Genomic DNA, 17,286 nt, shown 5'->3' on the forward strand with positions numbered 1-17,286 from the left:
CGGATTGATCGCGCCGCAGCAAAACGCTACTGGTCTCGCCATGACCCGCTTTCTCCCCGAGCACCTTCTCACCGGCTACCAGAGCTTCCTCGACAAGCGCCTGCCGTCGGAGCGCCAGCGCCTGCGCCAGCTCGCCGAAGCCGGCCAGCAGCCGAAGACCATGGTCATCGCCTGCTGCGACTCCCGGACAGCGCCGGAGATCATCTTCGACACCGCGCCGGGCGAGATCTTCGTGGTGCGCAACGTCGCCAACCTGGTGCCGCCCTACGAGCCGGACGGCGAATATCATTCGACCTCGGCGGCGCTGGAATTCGCCATCCATGCGCTGAAGGTCCAGCATATCGTGGTGCTCGGCCACGGCGGCTGCGGCGGCATCCACGCCGCCCTGTCGCCGGCCGCCGAGCCGCTGTCGCCGGGCGACTTCATCGGCAAGTGGATGAGCCTGCTCGATCCGGTGGCGCGGGCGGTCGGCTCCAACGACCACATGACGGATTTCGAGCGCCATGCCGCGCTGGAGCGCATCGCCATTCGCTATTCCATCGCCAATCTGCGGACCTTCCCGCCGATCGTCGCGCTGGAGAGCGAGGGCAAGCTGTCGCTGCACGGCGCCTGGGTGGACATTGCACGCGGCGAGTTGTGGGCAATGGACCCCGAGACCGGCGATTTCATGCGGCCGCTGGAATAGCCGGACGACCCACGCGAGGATGCCTGTCAAGCGTGGGGACCGGAAAATTGCTGCCGGGCTCACCGGTTTTTCGTGGATTGGGGGTCACAATCGCCACCCTGCGTCGCATTTTGGCACAGTTGAGCCTTGCGATGACGGGCCGACGCCCGCTTTATGGCCGGGAACGGTTCCGGGCAGACGGCCCGAGCCCGCAATTGACAGAATATGTCCCGGGGGAAATGTGCGATGACGCGATCGATGAAGACCGGAGTAGCGCTGGCGGCGTTGCTCGTGGCGGCAGGGTGCTCGCGCTCGATGCCGACGATGGACACCAGCATGCCGAGCGGGCCGAGCTCGCTGACGCCGGCGCCGACCGGGCAGGTGGCCAGCAACCAGCTGCCGCCGCCGCCCCCGCCGCCGCCGCCGAGCATGACCGACATGAACGCCGGCACGGACACCGCCGCGACCGAGCCGAACGGTACGGCTGGCGCCGGCGGCACGCAGGTCGCCTCGGTCGGCGGCAAGACGCTGACCCGCGGCGAGGTGCTCGGCGCCTATCGGGTCACCACCACGGGTGGCAACTGCCAGATCATCCTGTCGCTGACGCAGTGGACCGGCGGCTATCGCGCCGCCTCGCGCGGCTGCCCCGGAACGGTCGCGGACGTCTCCGCCTGGGACGTCTCGGGCAGCCAGGTGGTGCTGAAGGATTCCGGCGGCACGACGGTCGCCAACCTGAATTCGGCCGGCGGCGCGCGCTACGAGGGCACGACCACGAGCGGCCAGCAGATCAGCCTCTACCGCTGAGGCGACCGCAGCCGGCCGCGGAAGCGGCCGGCTGCGCACCAGGCCCCTGCCAAGGAGCCCGCCGGCGCGGCGGCCGATGCCGCCACCTTTCCTCTTCCCTATCCTGGAGTTTCGATGGCGAGCCCCGTCTCGCGTGAACCGGCGCAGGCCCGCGGGCCTGTCCGATCCGCGCTCGAACGCCTGATCACCGCCCGGGAGATCGAGGCAGACCCGGCACAGCGCCGGGTCGCCGACCGCCTCGACCGTCTCGACCGCGTCCTCTCCGCCGCCACCGTCGCCTCCAAGCACAGCGCCCTCGGCTGGCTGTTCGGCAAGTCGCGGCCGGCCGAGCCGATCAAGGGGCTTTACATCCACGGCGATGTCGGGCGCGGCAAGACCATGCTGATGGACATGTTCTTCCGGCAGAGCTCGGTCGCGGCCAAGCGCCGGGTGCATTTCCACGACTTCATGGGCGACGTCCACGCCCGCATCGGCGCGCATCGCGACGCGGTCAAGGCCGGCACCGCCAAGGGCGACGACCCGATCCCGCCGGTCGCCGCCGACATCGCGCGCAGCGCGCGGCTGCTCTGCTTCGACGAGTTCTCGGTCACCGACATCGCCGACGCGATGATCCTGTCGCGGCTGTTCAAGGCGCTGTTCGAGGCCGACGTCACCCTCGTCGCCACCTCCAACGTCGCGCCGGACGACCTCTATCGCGACGGTCTCAACCGGCCGCTGTTCCTGCCCTTCGTCGACATGCTGAAGGCCCGGACCGACATCGTCGAACTGGCGGGGGCCGAGGACTACCGGCTGGCGGCGATCGGCAGCGACGACTGCTACGTGACGCCGCTCGGCCCCGACGCGGCGGCGCGCATGGACGCCGCCTGGGCGGCGCTGCTTGCCGGCACCCGCGAGGGGCACGCCTCGCTCTCGGTCAAGGGGCGGACGGTCGCCGTGCCGCGGGCCGGCGCCGGCGCCGCGCGCTTCACCTACCAGGACCTCTTGACGCGGCCGCTCGGCGCGCAGGATTTCCTCGCCATCGCCCGCCGCTTCCACACGGTGATGATCGACGACGTGCCGGTGATGACCATCGCCGAGCGCAACGAGGCCAAGCGCTTCATCATGCTGGTCGATGCGCTCTACGACGCCGGGCGGCGGCTGGTGATGTCGGCGGCGGCGCCCGCCGAGGCGCTCTATCAGGGCGACAAGGGCACCGAGGCGTTCGAGTTCGACCGCACCGCCTCGCGGCTGATCGAGATGCGTTCGGACGATTATCTCGGCCGCGCGAGCGCCGGGCCGGCCGCCGCGCCGACCCCTTCGGTGCCGGCCGCGCAGCCCGGCTGACGCCGGTCCGAGGCCTGGCCCGTTGAAACAAATACCACTTCCGAATTACTCTTACGTAAGTCCTGAGTAATACAACCGGTTGAAATTGCTGGCCTTGCTTTCAGCGGTTGCATGAAAGCGCGAGCCGGTCTATTGGCTCGACCCCAACGGCGGCACCGTTGCGGCTTTCCTGCATCCCGCGCACCAGCGCGAGAGACGGACCCCTTCGGCGCAGTCCGGGTATGGGACGGGCATCGTGTGCGCCGTCAGGAGTCATCGGCGCGCCGGCCACCCATCGCGCGCGGCAGGAGGGAATGGCGTTGGCACGTAACAAGATCGCACTCATCGGATCCGGCATGATCGGCGGCACGCTCGCCCATCTGGCGAGCCTCAAGGAACTCGGCGACATCGTCCTGTTCGACATCGCCGAGGGCACGCCGCAGGGCAAGGCGCTCGACATCGCCCAGTCCGGTCCGGTCGAGGGCTTCGACGCGCATCTGTCGGGCGTCAACGACTACGCCGGCATCGAGGGCGCCGATGTCTGCATCGTCACCGCCGGCGTGCCGCGCAAGCCGGGCATGAGCCGCGACGACCTGCTCGGCATCAACCTCAAGGTCATGGAACAGGTCGGCGCCGGCATCGCCAAATACGCCCCCGACGCCTTCGTGATCTGCATCACCAACCCGCTCGACGCGATGGTCTGGGCGCTGCAGAAGTTCTCCGGCCTGCCCAAGGCGAAGGTCGTCGGCATGGCCGGCGTGCTCGACTCCGGCCGGTTCCGCACCTTCCTCGCCGACGAGTTCAAGGTCTCGGTCGAGGACGTCACCGCCTTCGTGCTCGGCGGCCACGGCGACACGATGGTGCCGCTGACGCGCTATTCGACCGTCGCCGGCATCCCGCTCACCGACCTCGTCAAGATGGGCTGGTGCTCCAAGGAGCGGCTCGAGGAGATCGTCCAGCGCACCCGCGACGGCGGCGCCGAGATCGTCGGCCTCCTGAAGACCGGCTCGGCCTACTACGCCCCGGCGGCGTCGGCGATCGAGATGGCCGAGAGCTACCTGAAGGACAAGAAGCGCGTCCTGCCCTGCGCGGCGAACCTTTCCGGCCAGTACGGCCAGCGCGACATGTATGTTGGCGTTCCCTGCGTGATCGGCGCCGACGGCGTCGAGCGCATCATCGAGATCGATCTCGAGGGCGACGAGAAGGCGCAGTTCGAGAAATCGGTCGGCTCCGTGCGCGGCCTGATGGAAGCCTGCCAGGCGATCGCGCCGAACCTGAAATAATCCCCGAGGGGCCGGCTGATCCCGGCCCCTTTCCTTATGCTCCGCCCAGAGGCCGGGAGACCCAGATGAACATCCACGAATATCAGGCCAAGGAACTGCTCAAGGGCTTTGGCGCCCCGGTCGCCGAAGGCGTGGCGATCACCGACGCGTCGCAGGCCGAGGCCGCCGCGCGGCAGCTGCCCGGCCCGCTCTACGTGGTCAAGAGCCAGATTCATGCCGGCGGCCGCGGCAAGGGCAAGTTCAAGGAGCTCGGGCCGGACGCCAAGGGCGGCGTGCGGCTGGCCAAGTCGGTCGAAGAGGCCGTCGCCAATGCCCGGGAGATGCTGGGCAACACGCTGGTGACCAAGCAGACCGGCGATGCCGGCAAGAAGGTCAACCGCCTCTATATCGAGGACGGCGCCGACATCGACCGCGAGCTGTATCTCTCGATCCTCGTCGACCGCGCGGTCGGGCGCGTCGCCTTTGTCGTCTCCACCGAGGGCGGCATGGACATCGAGACGGTCGCGCACGATACGCCGGAAAAGATCATCAACGTCGCCATCGATCCCGAAGCCGGCGTGACGTCGGCCGATGTCGCCAAGCTGAACGAGGCGCTGCAGCTCTCCGGCCAGGCGGCAAAGGACGGCGAGACGCTGTTCCCGATCCTCTACAAGGCCTTCACCGAGAAGGACATGAGCCTTCTCGAGATCAACCCGCTGATCGTCATGACCGACGGGCGCCTGCGCGTGCTCGACGCCAAGGTGTCGTTCGACGGCAACGCGCTGTTCCGCCATGACGACGTCAAGGCGCTGCGCGACGAGAGCGAGGAGGACGCCAAGGAGATCGAGGCGTCGAAATACGACCTTGCCTACGTGGCGCTCGACGGCGACATCGGCTGCATGGTCAACGGCGCGGGCCTCGCCATGGCGACGATGGACATCATCAAGCTCTACGGCAAGGAGCCGGCGAACTTCCTCGACGTCGGCGGCGGCGCCAACAAGGAGAAGGTGACGGCTGCCTTCAAGATCATCACCGCCGATCCGGCGGTGAAGGGCATCCTGGTCAACATCTTCGGCGGCATCATGAAGTGCGACATCATCGCCGAGGGCGTCGTCGCCGCGGTGAAGGAAGTCGGGCTGAAGGTGCCGCTGGTGGTGCGCCTCGAGGGCACCAACGTCGACAAGGGCAAGGCCATCCTCAACGAGAGCGGCCTCGCCATCACGGCGGCGGACGACCTCGACGACGCGGCCAAGAAGATCGTCGCGGCGGTCGGTTGACGCGAAGGGCAAAGGGCGATGGCGAGTGAGCACAAGATCCAACCGACCTTGAGCGCCGCACTCGCCATGCGCCACCGTCATCCTCGGGCACCGGCCCGAGGATATGCACACCAGGGCTTACGGACCGCCGCGCTCGGCGCGACCGGAGCACTGGATCCTCGGGACGGTGCCCGAGGATGACGACCGCCCGGGCCGGGTATTGCCGACGGTCCAGACCGCAATTCGGCGAATGACCATTCGCCTTCCGCAAGATTTTGATCAGGGAACCCCATGTCCATTCTCGTCGACAAGAACACCAAGGTCATCGTCCAGGGCCTGACCGGCAAGACCGGCACGTTCCACACCGAGCAGGCGCTGGCCTATTACGGCACGCAGATGGTCGGCGGTGTCCATCCCAAGAAGGGCGGCGAGCGCTGGACCTCGGGCCTCGACGGCACGACGCTGCCGATCTTCGCCACCGTCGCCGAGGCGCGTGACAGCACCGGCGCCGACGCCTCGGTCATCTACGTGCCGCCGGCCGGCGCCGCGGCGGCGATCCTCGAGGCCATCGAGGCAGAGATCCCGCTGATCGTCTGCATCACCGAGGGCATCCCGGTGATGGACATGGTCAAGGTCAAGGCGCGGCTCGACCGCTCCAATTCGCGCCTGCTCGGCCCCAACTGCCCCGGCGTGCTGACGCCGGAAGAGTGCAAGATCGGCATCATGCCGGGCAACATCTTCAAGAAGGGCAATGTCGGGATCGTATCGCGCTCGGGAACGCTTACATACGAGGCGGTCTTCCAGACCACCAACGAGGGCCTCGGCCAGACGACGGCCGTCGGCATCGGCGGCGACCCGGTGAAGGGAACGGAATTCATCGACATCCTCGAGATGTTCCTCGCCGACGACGCGACGCAGTCGATCATCATGATCGGCGAGATCGGCGGCTCGGCCGAGGAAGAGGCGGCGCAGTTCCTCGCCGACGAGGCGAAGAAGGGCCGCAAGAAGCCGATGGTCGGCTTCATCGCCGGACGCACCGCGCCGGCCGGGCGGACCATGGGCCATGCCGGCGCCGTGGTTTCCGGCGGCAAGGGCGGCGCCGAGGACAAGATCGCGGCGATGGAGGCCGCGGGCATCCGCGTCTCGCCGTCGCCGGCGCAGCTCGGCAAGACCCTCGTCGAGGTACTGAAGGGCTAATCCGCCTTCACGGGCGGATCACACGCGCAATTGCTCCCTGGCGCCATGGCTTTGCCGGAATAGGGACTAGAGGTGACGGACGGTCGCTGCCGAACGGGCTGCGATCGTCGCAGAGGCAAACAAGGAGACGGCGTCCCGAACCGACGCCGCGACGGTACCGATGGCACGCAATCAGGCGAACGAAACGCTCGCACTCACCTCGTTCCTCTATGGCGGCAATGCCGGCTATATCGAGGAGCTGTACGCCGGCTACGAAGAGGATCCGAATTCGGTATCCGCCGAGTGGCGCGACTTCTTCAAGGAGCTGAAGGACGACAGGGCGGCGGTGCTGAAGAGCGCCAGCGGCCCGTCCTGGGAGCGCGCCAACTGGCCGATCGTCGCCAATGGCGACCTGATCTCGGCCATCGACGGCGACTGGGCGACGGTCGAGAAGAAGATCGAGACCAAGGTCCGGCAGAAGACCGAGGAATCCGGCGTCGTCGATCTCGACAGCCCGGCGGTCCGGCAGGCGACGCAGGATTCGGTGCGGGCGCTGATGCTGATCCGCGCCTACCGAGTGCGCGGCCATCTCCACGCCAAGCTCGACCCGCTCGGCATCGTCAAGGCCGCCGACGACGACTACAACGAGCTGTCGCCCGAGGCCTACGGCTTCACCGAGGCCGACTACGACCGGCCGATCCTGATCTACAACGTGCTCGGCCTCGAGACCGCGACGATCCGGCAGATCATCGACGTCCTGGAGCGCACCTACTGCTCGACCATCGGCGTCGAGTTCACGCACATTTCCAATCCGCAGGAAAAGGCCTGGCTGCAGGAGCGGATCGAGGGCCCGGACAAGGGCATCGCCTTCACCGACCAGGGCAAGAAGGCGATCCTCAACAAGCTGATCGAGGCGGAGGGCTTCGAGAAGTTCATCGACGTCAAGTACAAGGGCACCAAGCGCTTCGGCCTCGATGGCGCCGAGGCGCTGATCCCGGCGCTGGAGCAGATCATCAAGCGCGGCGGCCAGCTGGGGCTGCAGGAGATCGTCTTCGGCATGGCCCATCGCGGCCGGCTCAACGTGCTCAGCCAGGTGATGGCCAAGCCGCACCGGGCGATCTTCCACGAGTTCAAGGGCGGCTCGTTCAAGCCGGAGGACGTCGAGGGCTCGGGCGACGTCAAGTACCATCTCGGCGCCTCGTCGGACCGCGAGTTCGACCAGAACAAGGTGCATCTGTCGCTGACGGCGAACCCGTCGCATCTGGAGATCGTCAACCCGGTGGTGCTGGGCAAGGCGCGCGCCAAGCAGGACGCGCTTGCCGGGCGCACCCGCAACGAGATCGTGCCGCTGGAGACCCGCTCGCGGATCCTGCCGCTGCTGATCCACGGCGACGCGGCCTTTGCCGGCCAGGGCGTCGTCGCCGAGTGCTTCGGCCTGTCGAGCCTGCGCGGGCACCGGGTCGCGGGCTCGGTGCATTTCATCATCAACAACCAGATCGGCTTCACCACCAATCCGCGCTTCTCGCGCTCCTCGCCCTATCCCTCGGACGTCGCCAAGATGGTCGAGGCGCCGATCTTCCACGTCAACGGCGATGACCCCGAGGCGGTCGTCTACGCCGCCAAGGTGGCGACCGAATTCCGGATGAAGTTCCACAAGCCGGTGGTCATCGACATGTTCTGCTACCGGCGGTTCGGCCACAACGAAGGCGACGAGCCGGCGTTCACCCAGCCGATCATGTACCGGACGATCCGCAGCCATCCGACGACGCTGGAGCTCTACGCCAAGCGCCTGATCGACGCGGGCGTGGTCAGCAGCGACGAGGTCGAGAGCCGCAAGGCGGAATGGCGCAAGACGCTGGAGGACGAGTTCGAGGCGGGCCAGTCCTATCTGCCGAACAAGGCCGACTGGCTGGACGGCGCCTGGGCCGGCCTGCGCAAGGCCGAGCAGGCCGACGAGCCGCGCCGCGGCGTCACCGGCGTGCCGCTGAAGACGCTGAAGGACATCGGCAACCGGCTCACCCGGGTGCCCGAGGGCTTCACTGTCCACAAGACGATCCAGCGCTTCCTCGACAACCGCGCCAAGATGATCGAGACCGGCGAGGGGCTCGACTGGGCGACCGGCGAGGCGCTCGCCTTCGGCACGCTGGTCTCGGAAGGCCATCCGGTGCGCCTGTCCGGCCAGGATTCCGAACGCGGCACCTTCTCCCAGCGCCATTCGGTGCTCTACGACCAGGAGAACGAGAACCGCTTCATCCCGCTGTCGAACGTCGCCAAGGGCCAGGCGATCTACGAGGTCATCAACTCGATGCTCTCGGAAGAGGCGGTGCTCGGCTTCGAATATGGCTACTCGCTGTCGGAGCCGAACGCGCTGACGCTCTGGGAGGCGCAGTTCGGCGACTTCGCCAACGGCGCGCAGGTGGTGTTCGACCAGTTCATCTCCTCCGGCGAGCGCAAGTGGCTGCGCATGAGCGGCCTCGTCTGCCTTTTGCCGCACGGCTACGAAGGGCAGGGGCCGGAGCATTCCTCGGCCCGGCTCGAGCGCTTCCTGCAGATGTGCGCCGAGGACAACATGCAGGTCGCCAACGTCACCACGCCGGCGAACTATTTCCACATCCTGCGCCGCCAGATGAAGCGCGACTTCCGCAAGCCGCTGATCCTGATGACGCCGAAATCGCTGCTGCGCCACAAGCGCGCGACCTCGACCCTCGCCGAGATGTCGGGCGACACGAGCTTCCACCGTCTGTTGTGGGACGACGCGGAGATGCAGAAGGATTCGCCGATCAAGCTCGTCAAGGACGACAAGATCCGGCGCGTCGTGATGTGCACCGGCAAGGTCTATTACGACCTTCTGGAGGAGCGCGAGAAGCGCGGCACCGACGACGTCTACCTGCTGCGGCTCGAGCAGCTCTACCCGTTCCCGGCCAAGGCGCTGATCAACGAGCTGTCGCGCTTCAAGGGCGCGGAGATGGTCTGGTGCCAGGAGGAGCCCAAGAACATGGGTGCCTGGTCCTTCATCGATCCCTATCTGGAATGGGTGCTCGACCATATCGGCGCCGAGAAGCGGCGCGTGCGCTACACCGGGCGCCTCGCCGCCGCCTCGCCGGCAGCAGGCACCATGTCCACCCATCTGAAGCAGCTCGAAGCCTTCCTCGAGGACGCCCTCGGCTGAGCCCGCCGAGCGTCCGACCGAAACCCGACCGAAGAGACCTGACCCACCCATGAGCACCGAGATCAAAGTCCCCACCCTGGGCGAGTCCGTCACCGAGGCCACGATCGGCCAGTGGTTCAAGAAGCCCGGCGACCGCGTCGAGCTCGACGAGACGATCGCCGAGCTCGAGACCGACAAGGTGACGGTCGAGGTGCCGGCACCGGCGGCCGGCATCCTCGAGGACGTGGCGGTGCAGGCGGGCGAAACCGTCGGCGTCGGCGCCGTGCTCGGCTCGATCGGCGAGGGCGACGGCAAGGCCGCCGGCGGGACCGCCCCGAGCGAGAAGCCGAAGAGCGCCCCGGCGAAGGCCGACGTCGCGCCCGAGACCAAGGCCGATTACGGCGGCGGGGCAGCGGGCCATGCCGCGGCACCGGCCGCGACATCCGGCGACGGCGCGGGCGGCGACATGCCGCCGGCACCCTCGGCCAGGAAGATCATGGACGAGAAGGGCCTCGCCGACGGCGATGTCGAGGGCTCTGGCAAGCGCGGCCAGATCCTCAAGGGCGACGTGCTCGATGCCATCGGCCGAGGCGCGCCGTCCTCGCCGCAGGAGACGCCGAAGGCCGCCCGCGCCCCGACCAGCCCGGCCGAGGAGTCGCGCGAGGAGCGGGTGAAGATGACCCGGCTGCGCCAGACCATCGCCCGTCGCCTCAAGGAGGCGCAGGACACCGCCGCCATGCTGACCACCTTCAACGAGGTGGACATGACGGCGGTCATGGAGCTGCGCAAGAAGTACAAGGACCTGTTCGAGAAGAAGCACGGCGTGAAGCTCGGCTTCATGGGCTTCTTCACCAAGGCCGTCACCCATGCGCTGAAGGAGATCCCGGCGGTCAACGCCGAGATCGACGGCACCGACCTCGTCTACAAGAACTATGCTCATATCGGCGTCGCCGTCGGCACGCCGAAGGGTCTCGTCGTGCCGGTGGTTCGCGATGCGGACCAGATGTCGATCGCCGAGATCGAGAAGGAGATCGGCCGGCTCGGCCTCGCCGCGCGCGACGGCAAGCTCGCCATGGCCGACATGCAGGGCGGCACTTTCACCATCTCGAATGGCGGCGTCTACGGCTCGCTGATGTCGACGCCGATCCTCAACGCCCCGCAGTCCGGCATTCTCGGCATGCACAAGATCCAGGACCGGCCGGTGGCGATCGGCGGCCAGGTGGTCATCCGCCCGATGATGTATCTGGCGCTCTCCTACGACCACCGCATCGTCGACGGCAAGGAAGCGGTGACCTTCCTCGTCCGCGTCAAGGACAGCCTCGAGGATCCCGAGCGGCTGGTCCTCGACCTTTAAGGGCGAGGCAGGCCGGCTGCCGGTACGGAAACGAAGCGCAGGAGACCGTCGATGGGCGACCGGGTGATGATCGTGACCGGCGGCTCGCGCGGCATCGGCGCCGCCGCCGCCCGGCTTGCCGCCCGGGCGGGCTATGCGGTCGTCGTCAACTACGCCACCAACGAGGCGGCGGCCGGGACCGTGGTGGCCGACATCGAGGCGGCCGGGGGGCGGGCGATGGCGGTGCGGGCCGATGTCGGCAGCGAGGCCGACATCGTCGACCTGTTCCGGGCCGCCGACCGGTTCGGGCCGCTCGCCGCGCTCGTCAACAACGCCGGCATCGTCGACGAGGCGGCCAGCCTCGCCGAGATGAGCGGCGAACGGCTCGAGCGGATGTTCCGCGTCAACATCACCGGCAGCTTCCTTTGCGCCCGCGAGGCGGTCCACCGCATGGCAACGGGGCGCGGCGGCAGCGGCGGCGCGATCGTCAACGTCTCGTCGGTCGCCGCCAAGCTCGGCGGTCCCGACCAGTATCTCGACTACGCCGCCTCGAAGGGCGCCATCGACACGCTGACCGTCGGGCTTGCCAAGGAGGTGATCGACGAGGGGATCCGCGTCTTCGCCGTGCGGCCGGGCATCATCGACACCGACATCCACGCCTCCGGCGGCCAGCCCGACCGGGTCGCCCAGCTCGGGCCCGGCCTGCCGATGAAGCGGGCGGGCACCGCCGAGGAGGTGGCGAAGGCGATCCTGTGGCTTGCCTCCGACGAGGCCAGCTATTCGACCGGCGCCATCCTCGACGTGTCCGGCGCACGGTCGATCTGGCCGTAGGCCGGGCGGGCCGCAACCAGGCCGGTGCCCGCGCCGGCCACCCAGAAGGAGCCTCGGGATGGAAACGGAAATCGCAGAAGTCTTCACGGCGATGCCGGCCGAACTGGTGCTGCTCGGCTGGTCCGCGGTGCTGGCGCTGGTCATGCTGACGATCCACATCCTGACGACGACGCCGGATCTCGGGCTGGCGACGGCGGTGAAGCCGCGGGACGACAACCCGCAGCCGACCGGCATCCTGGCGGGGCGCGCCAAGCGCGCCTGGACGAATTTCAACGAGACCTACGCGCTCTTCGTCGGGCTGACGCTGGCGCTCGTCGCGTCCGGTCAGACCGGCGGCCTCGGCCTCACCGGCGCACAGCTCTGGCTCTTCGCACGGGTTCTCTACGCCCCCATCTACTATTTCGGCATTCCGTGGCTGCGGACCGTCGTCTTCTTCGCGTCGATCGTCGGGCTCGTCCTGATGGTCATCGACCTTCTCACCTGATCCGGGCCGATCGCGCCCGCACGTTTCGAACAGGACTGGAAATGGCTGAACCCTTCGACCTCGTCGTCATCGGATCGGGACCCGGCGGCTATGTCTGCGCCATCAAGGCAGCGCAGCTCGGCCTTCGGGTCGCCGTCGTCGAGAAGCGCAAGACCTATGGCGGCACCTGCCTGAATGTCGGCTGCATCCCCTCCAAGGCGCTGCTGCACGCCTCCGAGATGTTCGCCGAGGCCGGGCATTCGTTCGGCGAGCTCGGCATCGAGGCCGAGCCGCGGCTCAACCTGCCGAAGATGCTGGAGCACAAGGACAAGACGGTGAAGTCGAATGTCGACGGCATCGCCTTCCTGTTCAAGAAGAACAAGATCACCGGGGTGATCGGCACCGGCAAGCTGGTTTCCGCTTCCGAGGTCGAGGTGACGAAGGAGGACGGCTCGACCGAGACGCTGCCCGCCAAGGCGATCTGCATCGCCACCGGCTCGTCCGTCGCCGGCATTCCCGGGGTCGACGTCGCGTTCGACCACGACACGATCGTCTCGTCAGACGACGCGATCGCGCTCCAGAAGGTGCCGGAGACGATGGTCGTCGTCGGCGGCGGTGTCATCGGACTGGAGCTCGGCTCCGTCTGGGCCCGGCTCGGGGCGAAGGTCACCGTGGTGGAGTACCTCGACAAGATCCTCGGCGGGATGGACGGCGAGGTCGCCGCGGCGTTCCAGAAGCTCCTGGTCAAGCAGGGCCTGACCTTCAAGCTCGGCGCCAAGGTCACCGATGTCGCCCGCAAGGATGGCGGCGGCGCTTCGGTGACGTTCGAGCCGGCCAAGGGCGGCGAGGCGGAGACGCTCGCCGCCGACGTCGTGCTGGTCGCCACCGGCCGCAAGCCCTACACCGATGGGCTCGGGCTCGAGGCGGTGGGCGTTTCGCTCGACGATCGCGGCCGTATCGAAATCGATGGGCACTACAAGACCAATGTCGACGGGATCTACGCGATCGGCGACGTGGTGAAGGGCGCGATGCTTGCCCACAAGGCCGAGGACGAGGGCGTGGCGCTGGCGGAGATCCTCGCCGGCCAGGCGGGTCACGTGAATTACGATGCGATTCCCTCGGTGGTCTACACCTCGCCGGAAGTCGCCTCGGTGGGCCGCACCGAGGAGGAGCTGAAAGCCGCCGGCGTCGAGTACAAGGTCGGCAAGTTCCCGTTCATGGCGAATGGCCGCGCCCGGGCGATGCTGAAGACCGACGGTTTCGTGAAGTTCCTCACCGATCCGCGCACCGACAGGGTGCTCGGCTGCCACATCCTCGGCGCCGGCGCCGGCGATCTCATCGCGGAAGCCGCGCTGCTGATCGAGTTCGGCGGTTCGGCCGAAGATCTGGCGCGGACGTCGCATGCGCATCCGACGCTGTCGGAGGTGATGCGCGAGGCGGCCTTCGCCGCCTTCGCCAAGCCGATCCACATCTGAGCCGGCAATCGGGGCGGCGGATCCGCCGTCCCACGTGAATCAGCCGTTACGAAAAGGCCCGGTCGCTTGCGCGACCGGGCCTTTGCCGTTTCGGAAGATCTGCCGTCAGCCCTTCTTGTCGGCATCCGTCGTGACGGGCGGCGTCGGGGCGGTGCCGGTGGTGCCGGCATCGGCGGTCACGACCGGCGCCGGGGCCTCGGCAGTGATGTCGTGGGAGGCGCAGGCGGCCATGGCGCCGCTGGACGCGGCGGCGAGAAGGCCTGCGGTGAGGGTGACAGCGAGAAAGGATTTCATGCGGCATGGTCTCCTTGGGCTGTTGCGGTCCGCGAAGCGTAGAGGTGATTTCGGGCGGCGAACAGGCGGGAGAGAGCGGACCTCTTCACTTTGTGGTGCGTCGCAGTGTCACTGCGGACCAAGCGAATCGGCGCGGCTGACCTCCCAGCCCTCTTCGCGCAGCAGCGCGACCAGCCCCGACTCGCCCGGCAGGTGCAGCGCGCCGACGGCGACGAATGCGCCGCCCTTGGCGAGCATCGGCTGCATCCGCTCGACCATCCGCTGGTTGCGTTCGGTGACGACGCGGCGCTCGAACTCCGCGTAGCCCTCGCCGGCCCCGACCAGCAGGCCGCCGTTCGGCACCGCCGCCTCGATGGCCGGCATGATCATCGCGATCCGCCCCTCCAGATAGAGCGCCAGCATCGTCTCCATGATGTCCGGCATGCGCTCCGACAGCGCCACCGTGGCGACGAGGCTTTCGAGCTGCAGGTCGAGCGAGAGGGACGCCAGCGCCTCCAGTTGCTCGGCGGCGGTCTCCAGCCCCTCCACCGGCTTGCCTTCCGCCGTCGCCCGCTCGGCGAGCGCGGTGTCGAGCACCGCACCGCCCTCCTCCTTGCGCGCCGTCTCGCAGGCCGGCAGCATCAGGCTGACCGCCGTGAACCAGGGCTGCAGCGTCTCGACCGCCTGCAGCGGGATGCCGCGGGCGGTCAGCCCGGCCTCGACCGTCGCGAGGTCCGCAGGGTCGAGCAGGCTCGCCAGGGTCTCGCCGCGCGGCAGATTGACGAATTCCGGATGCGCGAAGAACGCCGCCGCCGCCTTGGCCGGGTCGGCGGCGTCGGTGGTCTCGATCACCAGGCGGGCCGACGCCGCGAAGGCGGCGTCCGCGGCGGGCGGCAGCGTCAGGACGCGCGGATCGCTGAGATGCATCGTGCCGAACAGGAAGGAGGGCGCCACCCCGTCCCGCTCGATACGGAACAGCTTGCCTTCCCCGTCCGGAACGGCGGCCGCCGCCGCCTCGATCGCCGGCAGCTTTCCGTCGGCGCGCAGGGCCTCGACGAGATTGCTGCCGCGGCAGGGATCTTCCGCCGTCGCCGCCGCCGCGACGGGGCCTGGGGCGCCCAGCCAGAGACCGAGGGCGAGGGCCGCAAGGACTGTGCGGAGCCGGCGCGGCGCGGCGGCGGAACGAACGAGGCCGGGGAGCGGGATCATCAGGCAGTTCTCGCTTGATTCGGGACCGGACGCCGGCGGCGCGCGCGGGGGTGCGTATCGTCATACACCGACAGCAGCCGGGCGGCGTCGACCGCGGTGTAGTTCTGCGTCGTCGACAGGCTGGCATGGCCGAGCAGGTCCTGGATGGTGCGCAGGTCGCCGCCCGCCGACAGGAGATGCGTCGCGAAGGAATGGCGCAGCGCATGCGGCGTCGCCGATTCCGGCAGGCCGAGTGCGCCGCGCAGCAGCGCCATCGCCCGCTGCACGATCTGCGGCCTCAGCGGCCCGCCCCGGGCGCCGCGGAACAGCGGCCCGTTGGCGGGGAGCGGATACGGGCAGAGCCGGCGATACTCCGCCGCCGCCGTCAGGACCGCCGGCAGCAGCGGCACCAGCCGGGTCTTGCCGCCCTTGCCGGCGACCGGCATCGACCGGGCGGCCGGGTCCGCCAGCGCATCGCCCGGCAGCGACAGCGCCTCGGAGATGCGCAGGCCGCAGCCATAGAGCAGCGTCAGCACCGCCGTGTCGCGGGCGGCAATCCACGGCTCGGCGGCGTAGGCGCCGGCATCCTCGGCCACCGACATCGCATCGGCGACGCTGAGCGGGCGGGGCAGGGATTTCGGCTGCTTCGGCGCCCGCATCGCCTTGGCGCCCGCCGCGGAGGCAAGGCCCTTGCGCTCGAGATGGCGCACGAAGGAGCGCACCCCGGCAAGGCCCCGCCCCAGCGTCTTGGCGCCGGCGCCGTCGCGGCGCCGCGACGCCAGGAAGGCGCGCAGGTCGGTGGTGCCGAGATCGGCGAGGTCGGCCATGTCGGCGGCCCGGGCGTTGTAGCCGGTGAGGAACACCAGGAACTGCCGCAGGTCCCGCTCGTAGGCCTCGAGCGTATGCGGGCTCGCATGCCGCTCGTTCGACAGCTGGGCGAGCCAGGCGGCCTTTTCCTCGAGCAGCCGGGCGGTGGCGTAGACCAGCAGCGCTTCTGCCATCGCGGCGTCCTTCCTTCGATCCGCCGTCGTCGGGGCGGCGCGGGCGAGCCTACGCGCGCCGGGTAAACTCCGCGTATCGCCGGAACCCTCCTTCGCCGAAACGGTTGCTCGACGACCATCCGGCGTTACGCAACCACATGCGCCGGGCGCGACAGAAGCTCGAAAGGACAATTCCCATGAAACGTCATGCGACAGCAATCTGGAAGGGTGCCCTGAAGGACGGAACCGGCGCGCTCACCACCCAGTCCGGCGCGCTCCAGGACCACGGCTATTCGTTCAAGGCGCGATTCGAGGACGAAAGCGGCCGCTCCGGCACCAACCCGGAAGAACTGCTCGCCGCCGCCCATGCCGGCTGCTTCGCGATGCAGCTGTCGCATTTCCTGGCCGAGAACGGCACGCCGGCAGCCGAGTTGAAGGTCCAGGCCGTGGTGTCGGTCGAGCAGGGTGCGGCCGGTTTCGACATCACCGAGAGCGCCCTCAGCCTCGAGGCGAAGGTCCCGGGCGTCGATTCGGCAACTTTCGAGGAGCTGGCCAAGAAGGCCAAGGAAGGCTGCCCGGTCTCCAAGGCGCTCGGCGCGATCAAGGTCAGTCTCGACGCCAAGCTCGTCTAGGTCGGCGGAAGCCGCCCGGCCAAGGCCGAATCAGTCGTCCTTGCGCCGGCGGGCATAGAGTTCCAGCCGGTGCGAGACGAGTTCGTAGCCGAGTTCGCGGGCGATCTCTTCCTGCAGCCGTTCGATACGGTCGGATCGGAACTCCACCACGTCGCCGGTCTCCACATCGATCAGATGATCGTGGTGGCGTCCGGCGGCGTGCTCGAATCGCGACGGCCCGCCCTCGAAGACGTGGCGCTGGATGGCGCCCTTCTCCTCCAGCAGCTTCATGGTCCGGTAGACGGTGGAGAGCGAGATCGCCGGGTCGACCTCGGCGGCACGGCGGAAGATCTCCAGCGCGTCCGGATGGTCCTCGCCGCCGGCGAGAATCGCCAGGATGGTGCGGCGCGGCCGGGTGATGCGCACCCCGGCGGCCCGCAGGATCGCTTCGTAATTGCCGGCTGCCTGCCCGTGTCTGTCGTTCATGGCTGCCATCCTGCCGAAAGCCGGGCGCCGCTGC

General features: G+C 68.6%; 17 protein-coding genes. 12 read left to right on the top strand and 5 right to left on the bottom strand.

The features are described 5' to 3' along the window. Window positions 1–40: 40 nt before the first annotated feature. Window positions 41–685 carry a carbonic anhydrase gene (locus LXB15_RS19650; RefSeq protein ID WP_233950043.1) on the top strand — a complete coding sequence of 215 codons (645 nt, stop codon included), beginning with the start codon at window positions 41–43 and terminating at the stop codon, window positions 683–685. Between the two features lie 59 nt (window positions 686–744). On the opposite strand, the gene LXB15_RS19655 is transcribed toward LXB15_RS19650, so the two are convergent. Then, on the bottom strand, window positions 745–1,104 hold the full coding sequence (locus tag LXB15_RS19655; RefSeq protein ID WP_233950044.1) for a hypothetical protein: 360 nt from the start codon (window positions 1,102–1,104) through the stop codon (window positions 745–747). On the opposite strand from LXB15_RS19655, the gene LXB15_RS19660 reads away from it, so the two are divergent. The 10 genes from LXB15_RS19660 to lpdA all read left to right on the top strand — a co-directional run bounded on the left by LXB15_RS19660 (window position 1,103) and on the right by lpdA (window position 13,714). Beyond that, complete coding sequence (locus LXB15_RS19660) at window positions 1,103–1,468, top strand: protease inhibitor Inh/omp19 family protein (RefSeq protein ID WP_233950045.1); 366 nt, start codon at window positions 1,103–1,105, stop codon at window positions 1,466–1,468. The genes LXB15_RS19655 and LXB15_RS19660 overlap by 2 nt on opposite strands. A 114-nt stretch (window positions 1,469–1,582) precedes the next feature. Next, the gene (gene zapE, locus LXB15_RS19665) at window positions 1,583–2,791 is read left to right on the top strand and encodes a cell division protein ZapE (protein WP_233950046.1); all 1,209 of its coding nucleotides are present in this window, start codon (window positions 1,583–1,585) and stop codon (window positions 2,789–2,791) included. Between the two features lie 299 nt (window positions 2,792–3,090). After that, the gene (mdh, locus tag LXB15_RS19670; RefSeq protein ID WP_233950047.1) at window positions 3,091–4,053 is read left to right on the top strand and encodes a malate dehydrogenase; all 963 of its coding nucleotides are present in this window, start codon (window positions 3,091–3,093) and stop codon (window positions 4,051–4,053) included. 65 nt (window positions 4,054–4,118) lie between these two features. Continuing rightward, window positions 4,119–5,309: an ADP-forming succinate--CoA ligase subunit beta gene (sucC, locus tag LXB15_RS19675; RefSeq protein WP_233950048.1), complete on the top strand. Its 1,191-nt coding sequence runs from the start codon at window positions 4,119–4,121 to the stop codon at window positions 5,307–5,309. 270 nt (window positions 5,310–5,579) lie between these two features. Next, window positions 5,580–6,485, top strand: a complete 906-nt coding sequence (sucD, locus tag LXB15_RS19680) for a succinate--CoA ligase subunit alpha (protein ID WP_233950049.1) — start codon at window positions 5,580–5,582, stop codon at window positions 6,483–6,485. A 160-nt stretch (window positions 6,486–6,645) separates the two neighbouring features. Beyond that, window positions 6,646–9,633 carry a 2-oxoglutarate dehydrogenase E1 component gene (locus tag LXB15_RS19685; RefSeq protein ID WP_233950050.1) on the top strand — a complete coding sequence of 996 codons (2,988 nt, stop codon included), beginning with the start codon at window positions 6,646–6,648 and terminating at the stop codon, window positions 9,631–9,633. A gap of 49 nt (window positions 9,634–9,682) precedes the next feature. Further along, a complete protein-coding gene (gene odhB / locus LXB15_RS19690) occupies window positions 9,683–10,966 on the top strand; it encodes a 2-oxoglutarate dehydrogenase complex dihydrolipoyllysine-residue succinyltransferase (protein ID WP_233950051.1) in 1,284 nt (427 codons plus the stop codon). A gap of 51 nt (window positions 10,967–11,017) precedes the next feature. Further along, the gene (locus LXB15_RS19695) at window positions 11,018–11,776 is read left to right on the top strand and encodes an SDR family oxidoreductase (RefSeq protein WP_233950052.1); all 759 of its coding nucleotides are present in this window, start codon (window positions 11,018–11,020) and stop codon (window positions 11,774–11,776) included. A gap of 58 nt (window positions 11,777–11,834) precedes the next feature. Continuing rightward, entirely contained in the window at window positions 11,835–12,260 is a 426-nt protein-coding gene (locus LXB15_RS19700) for an MAPEG family protein (protein ID WP_233950053.1), read from the top strand. Between the two features lie 41 nt (window positions 12,261–12,301). Then, window positions 12,302–13,714 (top strand): dihydrolipoyl dehydrogenase, encoded by a 1,413-nt coding sequence (gene lpdA, locus LXB15_RS19705; RefSeq protein ID WP_233950054.1) that lies wholly within the window; start codon window positions 12,302–12,304, stop codon window positions 13,712–13,714. A gap of 105 nt (window positions 13,715–13,819) precedes the next feature. Here lpdA and LXB15_RS19710 read toward each other — a convergent pair whose 3' ends face one another. From LXB15_RS19710 to LXB15_RS19720, 3 genes are all read right to left on the bottom strand, one after another. Next, on the bottom strand, window positions 13,820–14,008 hold the full coding sequence (locus tag LXB15_RS19710; RefSeq protein WP_233950055.1) for a hypothetical protein: 189 nt from the start codon (window positions 14,006–14,008) through the stop codon (window positions 13,820–13,822). A 108-nt stretch (window positions 14,009–14,116) separates the two neighbouring features. Then, window positions 14,117–15,196 carry a TraB/GumN family protein gene (locus LXB15_RS19715; protein ID WP_233950056.1) on the bottom strand — a complete coding sequence of 360 codons (1,080 nt, stop codon included), beginning with the start codon at window positions 15,194–15,196 and terminating at the stop codon, window positions 14,117–14,119. Then, the gene (locus LXB15_RS19720) at window positions 15,196–16,176 is read right to left on the bottom strand and encodes a tyrosine recombinase XerC (protein WP_233950057.1); all 981 of its coding nucleotides are present in this window, start codon (window positions 16,174–16,176) and stop codon (window positions 15,196–15,198) included. The genes LXB15_RS19715 and LXB15_RS19720 overlap by 1 nt, the downstream gene beginning before the upstream one ends. 176 nt (window positions 16,177–16,352) lie before the next feature. On the opposite strand from LXB15_RS19720, the gene LXB15_RS19725 reads away from it, so the two are divergent. Further along, window positions 16,353–16,787, top strand: coding sequence for an OsmC family protein (locus tag LXB15_RS19725; RefSeq protein WP_233950058.1), 435 nt, complete (start codon window positions 16,353–16,355; stop codon window positions 16,785–16,787). A gap of 30 nt (window positions 16,788–16,817) precedes the next feature. Here the strand turns inward: LXB15_RS19725 and LXB15_RS19730 are convergent, their stop codons facing one another. Further along, entirely contained in the window at window positions 16,818–17,252 is a 435-nt protein-coding gene (locus LXB15_RS19730; protein ID WP_233950059.1) for a Fur family transcriptional regulator, read from the bottom strand. Between the last annotated feature and the right edge of the window lie 34 nt (window positions 17,253–17,286).

Source organism: Aurantimonas sp. HBX-1, assembly GCF_021391535.1.
Taxonomy (GTDB): Bacteria; Pseudomonadota; Alphaproteobacteria; order Rhizobiales; family Rhizobiaceae; genus Aurantimonas.